At 71.6% G+C, this 11,080-nt stretch carries 12 protein-coding genes and 1 pseudogene; 7 read left to right on the top strand and 6 right to left on the bottom strand.

The window, feature by feature from the left end:
• Window positions 1–335, bottom strand: a pseudogene (locus CA984_RS38435) (hypothetical protein); the annotation flags it as partial.
• A gap of 198 nt (window positions 336–533) precedes the next feature.
• On the opposite strand from CA984_RS38435, the gene CA984_RS38440 reads away from it, so the two are divergent.
• On the top strand, window positions 534–1,502 hold the full coding sequence (locus CA984_RS38440) for an LLM class F420-dependent oxidoreductase (RefSeq protein WP_086578308.1): 969 nt from the start codon (window positions 534–536) through the stop codon (window positions 1,500–1,502).
• Between the two features lie 101 nt (window positions 1,503–1,603).
• Window positions 1,604–1,942, top strand: a complete 339-nt coding sequence (locus CA984_RS38445; protein WP_086578309.1) for a YkvA family protein — start codon at window positions 1,604–1,606, stop codon at window positions 1,940–1,942.
• Here the strand turns inward: CA984_RS38445 and CA984_RS38450 are convergent.
• Window positions 1,923–3,119: an amidohydrolase family protein gene (locus CA984_RS38450; protein WP_086578310.1), complete on the bottom strand. Its 1,197-nt coding sequence runs from the start codon at window positions 3,117–3,119 to the stop codon at window positions 1,923–1,925. The two genes, CA984_RS38445 and CA984_RS38450, sit on opposite strands and share 20 nt — an antisense overlap.
• Window positions 3,120–3,435: 316 nt before the next feature.
• On the opposite strand from CA984_RS38450, the gene CA984_RS38455 reads away from it, so the two are divergent.
• Window positions 3,436–4,143 (top strand): hypothetical protein, encoded by a 708-nt coding sequence (locus CA984_RS38455; RefSeq protein WP_086578311.1) that lies wholly within the window; start codon window positions 3,436–3,438, stop codon window positions 4,141–4,143.
• A gap of 36 nt (window positions 4,144–4,179) precedes the next feature.
• Here the strand turns inward: CA984_RS38455 and CA984_RS38460 are convergent, their stop codons facing one another.
• On the bottom strand, window positions 4,180–4,968 hold the full coding sequence (locus tag CA984_RS38460; RefSeq protein ID WP_165781568.1) for an SURF1 family cytochrome oxidase biogenesis protein: 789 nt from the start codon (window positions 4,966–4,968) through the stop codon (window positions 4,180–4,182).
• 168 nt (window positions 4,969–5,136) lie between these two features.
• Here CA984_RS38460 and CA984_RS38465 point away from each other — a divergent pair, with 168 nt between their 5' ends.
• Window positions 5,137–5,775, top strand: coding sequence for a VC0807 family protein (locus CA984_RS38465; RefSeq protein ID WP_086578313.1), 639 nt, complete (start codon window positions 5,137–5,139; stop codon window positions 5,773–5,775).
• Here CA984_RS38465 and CA984_RS38470 read toward each other — a convergent pair.
• Window positions 5,738–6,247 (bottom strand): winged helix-turn-helix transcriptional regulator, encoded by a 510-nt coding sequence (locus CA984_RS38470; RefSeq protein WP_242676405.1) that lies wholly within the window; start codon window positions 6,245–6,247, stop codon window positions 5,738–5,740. The genes CA984_RS38465 and CA984_RS38470 overlap by 38 nt on opposite strands.
• Before the next feature lie 86 nt (window positions 6,248–6,333).
• On the opposite strand from CA984_RS38470, the gene CA984_RS38475 reads away from it, so the two are divergent.
• Window positions 6,334–6,921: a GNAT family N-acetyltransferase gene (locus CA984_RS38475; RefSeq protein WP_242676406.1), complete on the top strand. Its 588-nt coding sequence runs from the start codon at window positions 6,334–6,336 to the stop codon at window positions 6,919–6,921.
• 67 nt (window positions 6,922–6,988) lie between these two features.
• A complete protein-coding gene (locus CA984_RS38480) occupies window positions 6,989–7,585 on the top strand; it encodes a TetR/AcrR family transcriptional regulator (protein WP_086578315.1) in 597 nt (198 codons plus the stop codon).
• 109 nt (window positions 7,586–7,694) lie between these two features.
• Here the strand turns inward: CA984_RS38480 and CA984_RS38485 are convergent, their stop codons facing one another.
• Entirely contained in the window at window positions 7,695–8,006 is a 312-nt protein-coding gene (locus CA984_RS38485; RefSeq protein WP_086578316.1) for a hypothetical protein, read from the bottom strand.
• A gap of 181 nt (window positions 8,007–8,187) precedes the next feature.
• Here CA984_RS38485 and CA984_RS38490 point away from each other — a divergent pair, with 181 nt between their 5' ends.
• Window positions 8,188–9,630: a DUF7059 domain-containing protein gene (locus CA984_RS38490; RefSeq protein ID WP_086578317.1), complete on the top strand. Its 1,443-nt coding sequence runs from the start codon at window positions 8,188–8,190 to the stop codon at window positions 9,628–9,630.
• Between the two features lie 308 nt (window positions 9,631–9,938).
• On the opposite strand, the gene CA984_RS38495 is transcribed toward CA984_RS38490, so the two are convergent.
• The coding region (locus CA984_RS38495) for a tetratricopeptide repeat protein (RefSeq protein WP_133061902.1) at window positions 9,939–11,080 on the bottom strand (1,142 nt) is incomplete at its 5' end.

The following is an 11,080-nucleotide window of genomic DNA, read 5'->3' on the forward strand; positions in this document are numbered from 1 at the left end:
GCGGTGGGGTATCCCGGCCCGGGATACCCCGGCTCCGACGGATAGTCCGGCTCGGGCTCCGGGTCCTCCGGTTCGGGCTCGTCGGCCTCCGGCGCGGTCCTGAGGGCCGTCCTGGGGGTGGCGGCGGGCGCCGGTGCGGGATGGGGGGCCAGGCCCGCGCACAGCCGCACGGCGATCACGGGCGGCGGCCCGCCGATCTCGGCCGCCAGGCAGTGTCCAAGGGGATCGCTCCCGTCGTCGGCGGCCGCCGGGGCGCCGGCTGTCCCGGCCGCCACGGACGCGGCCGTGCATGCCGCCAGGACCGCCGCGCCGAGTATTCCCTGTCGTCGTCTCATGCGCCGCTTCATCGTCACTCAAACGTTCTAACACCTGACGCATGGTGATGATGGGGTAAGTGGGGATGCGATAAAGATCGTTCCCTGTTTACATACCGTCCGGTTGGTACGGTCAACCTATTGACGGCCCCCCGATCGGGTACGGCAAGCTACATCAGAATGTCGTTCTAGACGGCGACCACGGACACGGAGGCGCGGATGGCTACCGGCGCACGCTGGGGGATGACGGTCCCCTTCTACGACCGCACACTGGCCGGGTCCCGGGAGCTGGTGGCCGAGCTGCCCGCGCTCGGCTACACCGACGTCTGGTCCGCCGAGGTCAACGGCGTCGACGGCTTCGTGCCGCTGGCGCTGGCCGCCGAATGGGCCCCCGGCGTACGGCTCGGCAGCGCGATCGTCCCGGTCTCCACCCGGGGGCCCGGCCTGCTGGCCATGTCGGCCGCCACCCTCGCCGACCTCGCCCCGGACCGGTTCGTCCTGGGCATCGGAGCCTCCTCCCCGGCCATCGTCGAGCGGTGGAACGCCGGTGAGTTCGTCAAGCCGTTCGCCAGGACCAGAGACACCCTGCGCTTCCTGAAGAAGGCCCTCGCGGGGGAGAAGGTCACCGAGAGGTACGAGACGTTCGAGGTCAAGGGCTTCAGGTTGGAGCGCGCCCCCAAGGTCCCGCCGAAGATCGTGCTCGCCGCGCTGCGGCCCCGCATGCTCCGGCTGGCCGCCGAGGAGGCCGACGGCGCGATCACCAACTGGCTCTCGCCGCAGGACGTCCGCAAGGTCAGGTCCGAGATCGGGCCGGACACCGAGCTGATCGCCCGGCTGTTCGTGTGCGTCAGCGAGGACGCGGAGAAGGTGCGGGAGCTCGGCCGGCGGATGCTCGCCGGCTACCTGACCGTCCCGGTCTACGCGGCCTTCCACGACTGGCTGGGGCGCGGTGAGGTGCTGCGGCCGATGCACGAGGCCTGGGCCGCCGGCGACCGGCAGGCGGCTCTCAGGGCCATCCCGGACGAGGTCGTGGACGCGCTCATCGTGCACGGCGACGCGGCGACGTGCCGGGCCAGGATCCGCCAGTACGTGGACAACGGGCTGAGCACCCCGGTGCTCGCCCCGATCCCCGGCGGTGGGATCCCGATCGCGCAGGCCGTACGGGATCTGGCCCCCACGGGGGAATGAGGCGGCGCGCCGCGGGAACCCCGTCCGGAGGTCACGCGTTATATCGTGAGACGGCAGGGTAGGGAGCCGTCAGACCACGGTGCTACCGAGGAGGTTCCCCCATGGCGAAGGCGGCGCGTGCGGCACAGGCCTGGCGGACGTACAAGAACGTGACGGAGCCGGGCTCCCCCGGCCTCGGCGCCCGCCTGCGGGCCATCCCGAAGCTGATCGGCGCGGTGACGCGCGGGCAGTATCCCGGCATGGGCAAGAGCAAGCTGGCCATGATGGGCCTCGGCGTGCTCTACATCCTCTCGCCGGTCGACATCGTCCCGGACTTCCTGGTGCTCATCGGCGTGGCGGACGACTTCGGCGTCTTCCTCTGGCTGATGGGCTCGCTGCTCGGGGAGAGCGGCCGCTACGTCGACTGGGAGCGCAAGCAGGTCAGAGCTTTTCCATCCTGAGCCAGGCCCGGGAGGGCAGCGGGTGGCCGAACAGGCGGGCGGCGTTGCCGTAGGCCACCCTGGCGATGTCGGCGGGCGGCAGGCTGCCCAGGTTGGTCGCGACGGCCTTCTGGGTGTCGGGCCAGGTGGAGTCGGAGTGCGGGTAGCCGCTCTCCAGCAGGACGTGCTCCAGGCCCACGGCGAGGCGCACCCCCGACAGGGCGTGGTCGTTGAGCGTGCCGAAGAAGAAGTTACGGCGCAGGACCTCGCTGGGCTTCAGCCCGCCCTCCCAGGACGCCTCGCCCGCCACCGGGTGGTCCAGGGCGTAGTCGGCCCGTTCGGCCAGCATCGGCAGCCAGCCCACGCCGCCCTCCACGATCAGGATCCGGAGCGCGGGGAAGCGCAGCGGCACGCCCGACCAGAGCCAGTCGGCACAGGCGAACATGGCGCTCGCCGGCATCAGCGTGGTGATCGCCTCGATCGGGGTGTCCGGGGAGGGCACCGGGGCCCAGGAGCCCGCGCCGGCGTGCAGGCAGACCACGGTCCCCGTCTCCTCGCAGGCCTGGAAGAACGGGTCCCAGTGGTCGCTGTGGATGGACGGCAGGCGCAACCGCGTGGGGAACTCGGGGAAGAGGACCGCCTTGAAACCGCGGGCCGCGTTGTCCCGGATCTCCTTGGCCGCGATCTCCGGGTCGGTCAGCCAGGGGAGCTGCAGCGCGATGATCCGCTCCGGGTAGGTGCCCGCCCAGACGTCGACGTGCCAGTCGTTCCACGCCCGCAGGACCGACAGGCCCAGCTCCTGGTCACGGGTCTTGGCGAAGACCATCCCGGACTGCCCGGCCAGCATGCCGGGGAAACAGAGCGCGGCCCAGAGGCCGGCCCGGTCCATGTCCTCGATCCGGGCCTCGATGTCGTGGCAGCCCGGCCGCATGTGCTCGAACCGCACCGGGTCGAGCGTCCACTGCTCGCGCGGCAGGCCGGCGCCCACGTCGAGGCCGGCGCACGGGTAGGTGGCCCCGCCGTAGCGCCAGACCTGGTGGCCGGAGTCGGTCTCCACCACCTTGGGGGCGAGATCGGCGTATTTCTCGGGGAGCCGGTCCTCGAACATGTCGGGCGGTTCGATCAAGTGATCATCAGCTGAAATGATCACATAGTCCCGCCGCCTGGGCTCGGGGTCGGGCAGCAGCGGCGTAGTCACGCGGTAAACCGTACGTGGCTGGCATAACACTCATCAAGCTGCGAGGTCTCCGCTTGGTATCTCTGTCCGTCTCGGATGGGCCCCGGGGCCACCGTCGGGGGAAAGGCAGCGGCCCCGGGGGGCGGACCCGCCTGGAGGGTGCTGCTCGCGGCGGGCCCTGACACGTGCCCCTACCCGGAGATCGTCCGAATATCGGGATTTTCCAAAAGATGATTCCGGAGAACGGCCATGACCTCTCCGCCCGGCGGCGGAGGCCCACGGGAAACGCTTTGGAATGGTCATGGTCAACACTTGTCCATGAGGTAGTAAAGAGAGTGTGACCTCTGACCTCGGCGAGGTGAAGGACGGCTGGCGGATCGTCGGGCTCGTCGTCCGGATCGCGCTGCTGCTGATCCTGCTCGCGGGTGCCCTGATCGCCGGGCTCAGTTTCTTCCCCTCCTCGCGGACGCTGGGCGAGTTCCGCGCCGCCGTGGCCGCCGACCGGGTCTCCGCCGTCACCTACCGGGCGGGAGGCGAGCAGCAGGAGCTCTACCAGGTGCGATGGGCGGAGGGGCCGCTGGTCTGGCACGAGATCGACACGGTGCCGGTCCGCGACGGTTCACGGAGCTACACCGTCGTGGAACTCACGCGCGACATCGCCGGCGGCTCGGCCGACGTGACCCGGCTGGACCGCCGCTCCGGCAACCAGGGGATCCTCCCCGGCTGGCCGTTCCAGGTGCCCCTGAGCGGGTGGGTGATCTGGACCGGCACGGCCTGGTGGGCCACCTCCCTGATCATGCTCGCCTCGGTGCCCCGGCTGGGCAACCGGTGGGCGTGGTTCTGGCTGTTCACCGTCGGGCAGATCGGCGCGATCGTCTTCCTGGTGCTCGAACCCCGGCCGCTGTGGTCCAGGGCCGGGGAACGGCCCGCGCCGCGGGGCAGGCTGACCGGCGCGCAGGGCTGCCTGGCCTCGATCGTCCTGGGCCTCCTCAGCGCGGCCGGCGCGGCGGGGGTGGGCCGGCTCGCCGGCCTCGTCCTGGGCTAGGCGCGGTGACCGCCGGTGTGTCTCCCGGTCCCCGGATCAGGCCTCGACGGGCTGCTCCTGCCCCTGCCCGGCCTTCTCGGCCCTGAGGTCCGCGGCCTCCCTGCGGATCAGCAGCGCCCAGCCGCCGATCGCGATCCCGATGAACAGCCACCACTGCACGCCGTACGCCAGGTTGAGGCCGCCGCCCGCGCCGACGTCGGGCTCGGGCACCGGCGCGGGCGCCGCGGCGGCCTCGGGCGACTGCCCGGTCAGCTCCACGTATCCGCCCAGGAGCCGGTACGGCAGACCCCGGCCGATCGTCTCGGTGTTGATCAGCAGGACCTGTCCCGCGGGAAGGCCCTCCCTGTCGCGGATGCCCGAGGACTCCTCGGTCTCGCTGGGACGTAGCCGGCCGGTGACAGTCACCTGACCCGTGCTCGGCGCGGGGACCTCGGGAGGGGCGTCGGCCGTGGCTCCCGCCTTGACCCAGCCCCGGTTCACCAGCACGCCCTGGCCGTTTCCGGTGTCCAGCGGGGTGAGCACGTAGAAGCCGACCACGCTGTCCTGGGTGCGGCGGCGGACCAGGAACTGGTGGGCCGGGTCGAAGGTCCCCGTGGCGGTCACGGAACGGTACTTGTCCTGCGTGCGCACGCTCCCGCCCGGCGTGGTCAGCCTCTCCACGGGCACCGGCGGGGCGGCGAGGTTGCCGGTGATCTGGTGGCTGCTGGTGGACCGCACCTCATAACGCCCGAACTGCCACTGGCCCAGGAACACGAAAGCGGGGATGACCAGCAGGACCACCACGTGAAGGGCGATCCACCGAGGAGTCAGAAGGAACCGGTACACGCTCCCAAGGGTAGGCACCACGGGCACCGCCCTGTCCTCCGAGTAGGTCTTTCGCCGTAGTAGGGTGCCCCGAAGCGCTCGATCGTCGACGTCATGGAAAGTCTGCCGGACGCTCCGGACATCCCACACGGTCGGGGAACGTTCCATGATCTCCGGAGCCCGCGCCTGATGACTCTGCTCCTGTCGCCCCCCGTGGTTCCGATCGCCCTGCCCCGTCTCGGGGCGATGCTGCGACACGCCGCCCCCCGGGTGCTGGAGGGGATGATCCTCCCGGTCGCCGTCTTCTACGCCGGGATGGTCGTGTTCGGCCTGTACGGCGCGCTGGCCGTGGCGGTGGCCTGGGTCTACGGCGGGATCGCCTGGCGGCTGGTCAAGCGCAGGCCGGTGCCCGGCACGGTGATGCTGGCCGCGGGGACCATCACGGTAAGGGCGGTGCTGGCCGGCGCGACGGGGAGCCCGGTCCTGTTCTTCCTGCAGCCCTGCCTCGGCGTCTTCTGCGCGAGCATGGGCTTCCTGTGCACCGCGAGGCTGCGGCGGCCGCTGGCGCAGCGGGTGGCGACCGACCTGGTCCCCCTCCCCGAGCATCTGCTGGAGCATCCCCGGATGCGCCGCTTCTTCGTGTGGCAGTCGGTGCTGTGGGGCTGCGCGCAGCTCCTCAACGCGCTGCTGAGCCTGTGGTTGCTGCTCAGCCAGCCCCTGGAGACCTACCTGCTGGTGCGGACCGCGGCGGTCGCGGTGCTGCTCGGCGGCGCGGCGCTGATCTCGGTGCTCAGCCTCCGGCACTGCCTGCGCGCGCTGCAGCGCTGAGGCGGGCGCCGGGCCCGGGGCGCGGGGTGACCTCGCGGGGGCCGGCGACCTGGTGGCCCTCGGCGCAGCGGAAGTGCTGCTCGACGACGGCTCCACAGCCGCGGTGGGTGAGGATCACCGGCGGGCCCTCCTGGTCGGCGAGATGCCGGTCTCCCCAGTGCATCAGCGCGATCAGGGCCGGGTAGAGGTCGAGCCCCATCTGTGTCAGCCGGTATTCGTCCCGCCGGCGCTGGCCGGGCTCGCGGTAGGGGACCTTGCGGAGCAGTCCTTCCTCCACCAGACGGGTCAGCCGGGCGCTGAGCACCTGTCTGGGAGCCCCCGTGGCGGCCTGCATGTCGGCGAACCGGCGCACCCCGCTGAACGCCTCCCTGAGCACGAGGAGCGTCCATTTCTCGCCGACGATGGCCAGGGAGCGCTCGATGGAACAGTTGTCCACCCGGAAGGGCACGTTGCCGAGGACCGCCTCACTCATGTCCGCATCGTAAGTCGCCATGGCGCCACCTCCAACGCCATCTAAGTCTAGTTGACATACCCAGGTGTCCGGGGGACTCTAAGTCCATGATGCGAACTCAGCTCGCGCGGTCGCACCGCGACCCGGTGCGGGCCCTGTCCGGCGACGGCGTCGAGATCCGGCCGGTGCGGGCGGACGACGAGGAGCGGGTCCGCCGCTTCCTCGCGGGACTGTCGCCGCGCACGCAGACGCTGCGGTTCTTCACCGGGGTGAACCGTCCGAGCGCGAGCCTGGTCAGGGCGCTGCTCGTGATGGACGAGCGGCGGGACGTGCTGCTCGCCGTATGCGGGGAGGCCGTCGTCGGCCACGCGATGAGCTTCAAAGGGGGGCAGACCGACATCGAGATCGCCCTGGTGGTGGCCGACGAGTGGCAGGGGCGCGGGGTCGGCTCCCGGCTCGCCCGGAGACTGCTCCGCCGGGCCGCCGCCGCCGGGGCCCGGACGCTGGGGATGGACGTGCTCGGCGACAACCGCAAGGTGCTGTCGATGGTCCGCAGGGCCTGGCCGGCGGCAACCATGAAGGCCTCCTGCGGGGCCGTCGAGGTGACCACGACGGTGGAACCGCGAGACCCCGGCACGGCGGATCCGGGGCCCGGGAGCGGGGCGGGAGGTGTCCTCGCGGCGGGAGCGCTATGATCGACCCGGCCTGAGGCGTCTCCACGGTATTTGCGGAACAAGGTTCTGTTGCCGCACCATTGGCCTTGTGAAGAGTGCCAAGAACGGACGCGACGGCCGTACCCGGATCGTCGAGGGTGCCCTGCGTCGATTCAGCCAGGACGGTGTCTCGGCCACCACGCTGGCCAGCCTCCGCGAGGAGAGCGGCGTCAGCGTGGGGAGTTTTTACCACCACTTCGCCAGCAAGGAACACGTCTTCGGCGTGCTCTACGCCGACACCCTCCGGATGTACCAGGAGGCCTTCCTCGCCGAGCTGCGGCGCCACGAGGGCGCCCGCGAGGGCATCGAGGCCATCGTCGCGCTGCACATGGCCTGGTGCGGCGAGAACCGCGAGCGGGCCCACCTGCTGATCAGCGAACGGCCGCCCAAGCGTGACGAGCCGGGCGGCACGGAGGTGTCGGATTCGCGGCGGGCGTTCTTCAAGCAGGTCTCCGAATGGTGGCGCCCCCACATGAAGGACGGTCTGCTCCAGCCCGTCCACCCGACCATGTGCTACGTGCTCTGGCTGGGCCCCGCCAACGAGATGTGCCGCCTGTGGTTCGCCGGGGCCCACCACCCCACCCAGGAGGAGATAACGGGCCTCTGTGAGGCCGCCTGGCAGGGCCTGCGCCAGCAGCCCGCCTGATCCCGCCTCCGCGCGGAGACCGCCGGGGCGTGGCGGCCCGGGAGGCGCCGGGACCGTCGCCCGGGTGCTCCGGCCCGGGTCGCGGGGGCTCCTCCGGACCGGAGCGGTCTCAGTGCGCTCCCACCAGCCCGCGCAGCCGGGTGGGGACCCGCCAGACCTCCTTGTCCAGCGAGATGTCCAGCCGCAGGTCCTGGCGCCGTCGTCGCAGGCCGGGAACGCGCACCCGGTCGCAGACGTCGAACCTGCCGTGCCGGGGATAGCCGAATCCCAGCTCTCCGGGAAGGATCCGCAGCTCGTCCCGGTTGCCGCACCGCGGGCAGGTCCAGGCGACCAGGTCCATCCCGCGGTTGTAGTCGTGGCAGGCGCGGAAATACTCATCGGGGCGGAAACGGGACTCACAGGCGAAGCATGGGATCAACATGGCGGATCCTTTGGAGCAGGTGACGCAGCTGTATATCGCGGCCATAAAGAATTACCGCTCCGTGCTTGAGGTCCGCTTGCAGAACGCTTACGTCGGTCTGTAACAGTCTAATCACTCTGAGCATCGAGAGCCGCTTCCGGCCTTGAGGGGGCGCTGGGGCCGCTGATGCGAAAATGGCCCGGTGAACGATCTGCCTGACCGGCTCAGAGAGCTGCTGCTCGACGCCGGCTACACCATCGACGGCGTCCGTGAGCGCCTCGGCGAGGTCGCCGCCACCGCGCTCTCCCGCGAGGAGACGGCGCCCGCCCTGCGCGCCACCCGCGAGGGAGACCTCCTCGGCACGCTGGTCCGGCTGTGGTGGCTCGGCGTGCCGGTGGACGCCCCCGCGGCCCTCCCGGTGGCCGATCTGGCCGCCGCGGGCCTGGTGACCGCGGAGGCCGGCCGGATCGCCTCCACGGTCCACCTGCAGCCCTGGGAGACGGGCGGCTACGTCGTCTCCGACCGCAAGGTCAGGCCGGGCGACCCCGCCCTCCGCAGGGACCACGTCGTCGGCGCGGGCGGGGCCTCGGCGAACCTGGCCCAGCTGGTCTCCCGCCGCCCGGTGGAGCGCGCCCTCGACCTCGGCACCGGGTGCGGGGTCCAGGTGCTGCATCTGGCGGACCGGGCCCGGGAGATCGTGGCCACCGACGTCAACCCCCGCGCGCTGGAACTGGCCCGGCTGAGCTGGGCGCTGTCCGGGATCGAGGGGGTGGACGCCCGGCAGGGCTCCCTGTTCGACCCCGTCGCGGACGACCGCTTCGACCTGATCGTCTCCAACCCGCCGTTCGTGATCTCTCCCGGCGGCCGGTTCACCTACCGGGAGTCCGGCTTCGAGGCCGACGGCTTCTGCCGTGACCTCGTACGGCTGGCCCCCCGCTTCCTGGCCCCCGGGGGCACCTGCCAGCTCCTGGCCAACTGGCTGCACGTCGGCGGTGAGGACTGGCGGGACCGGGTGGGCGGATGGCTGACCGGGACCGGCTGCGACGGCTGGGTGGTGCAGCGGGACGTGCAGGACCCGGCCGAATACGTGGAGCTGTGGCTGCGGGACGCCGCGGAGCAGGGCACCCCCCGCTACGGCGAACTCTACGACGACTGGCTCGGCTGGTTCGCGTCCATGAACGTCACCGGGGTCGGCTTCGGCTGGATCACCATGCACGACTCCGGCAGCCTCGACCCGGTCGTGCGGGTGGAGGAGTTCGGCCAGCGGGTGGAGCTCCCGGTCGGCGGATACGTGGACGGGGTGCTCGGCTCGATAGCCCGGGCGCACCGGCTGGCCGACGCGGAGCTGCCGGGCGCCCGGCTCGCGCTGGCCGACGGCGTGCTGGAGGAGCGGATCGGCCCGCCCGGGGCCGAGGATCCGGCGAGGATCATCCTCAGGCAGACCCGGGGACTGCGCCGCAGCGCACAGGTGGGGACCGTGGAGGCGGCTCTCGCCGGGGTCTGCGACGGCGGATATCCACTGGACCCGCTGCTCGCCGCGATCGCGGAGCTGACTGGGGAAAACCCTGATGACCTGCGGGCGAAGGCTCCCGAAGCACTCCGTCCACTGATTGCCGAAGGGTTTTTCCACATATCCACAGGGTGATCCTCCACAGGCTGTGGATATCTTTGCCGATCGGTTGTTGATCGGATGTTGAGCGCCGGGGAGCAGGCTCTGGCTGTGGGCACGGACCCGGGGGGGATGGGACCGTGTCGAGTCCGGCCGGTCGTCAACGTGAGGCGGCCGGCCGCCGGGTGACGCACCGGATAACCGGGCCCCCTACGCGTCACCCGGCGGTCTGACGGCCGGCCGGGCACCCCCATCCGACTTCCAGGCTCAGAGCGACGGGAACTCCGGTGATCAACCATTTTTGGATGACGCGTCTCGACGACGACTTGTACGACGGACTCGGGTCAGTTGCCGACGTGATCGCGATCGAGCAGGGCGCGCAGGTCCGCGGCCTCGGGCGCGCCGAGCCTGACGAAGATGTCATGGGCGCGTTCGAGACAGTCGTGACTGCGGCTCGTGTTGCCGAGCCCGGCGAGCGCCCTGCCTAGCACCCACAGCGACAGCGCCTCGCCGTACGGATGACCGATCTCGCGGCTGACCGTCAGGGCCTGCTCCGCGTGACGGGTCGCGTCGGAGAACCGGCCGGCGGTGATGAACGTCTCGGCCAGCCGGGAGCAGACCCGCTGCTCCCACACCCGCTGCCTGCTGGCCCGGAAGAAGGCCAGGCACTCGGCGTGATGGTGGACCGCCTCGTTGAGCCGCCCGACCCGCGACAGGATCATCCCCAGGTGGTAGCGGGCCCTGGCGGTGCCGGCGCTGAAGCCGAGCTCGATGAAGACGGCCAGGCCCTGCTCCGCGGCGGCGATCGCCTCCTCCTGCTGGCCCAGGAACAGATGGTCACGGGCGGAGTAGCTGAGCGTCAGCGCCTCGCCGCCCCGCGCGCCGACCTCCCTGAACACCCTGCGGGCCGAGTCGAACCAGGCCAGTGCCTCCACGTGGCGGCGCTGACGCCCGGCCACGACGGCCAGCGCGTTCATCGCCTCGCCGGTGACGATCCGGTCGCCCCCGGCGGCCAGGTCCAGCGACGCCCGGAACTCGCTCTCCGCCTCGGTCAGCCGGTTGGCGCCGAACAGCACCCTGCCCAGCACATAGCGGCAGCGCAGCTCGCTGGAGGTGTCGCCGAGCCGCCGGGCGGCGGCCAGCACCTCCTTGGCCCGCTGGTCGAACTCCCGGGCGTGGCTGCCCGACTCCAGCAGCGGCTCCATGGCGAGCAGCAGGTCGGCGCCGGGCAGCAGGGCTCCGGCCTCCTCGGCGCCGCTCGCCTGGGCGATCGACGCGAACAGCGCCTCCGCCTCGACCGACAGCCAGGCCACGGCCTCGTCGGCGGAACCGAACGCGTGACCCGGCCCGGTCACCGCGAGCTGGTCGGCGATCGTGCTGCCCTCGTAGGCGAGGCGGTGCGCCGACCGCGCGGAGGCCAGGTAGAAGTCGAGCAGCCGGCGCAGCGCGGGCGGGCCCTCCCCACCGGCGCTCCCGGTCGCGGACC

Origin of the sequence: Streptosporangium minutum (genome assembly GCF_002149035.1) — a bacterium.
Lineage (GTDB): Bacteria > Actinomycetota > Actinomycetes > Streptosporangiales > Streptosporangiaceae > Streptosporangium > Streptosporangium minutum.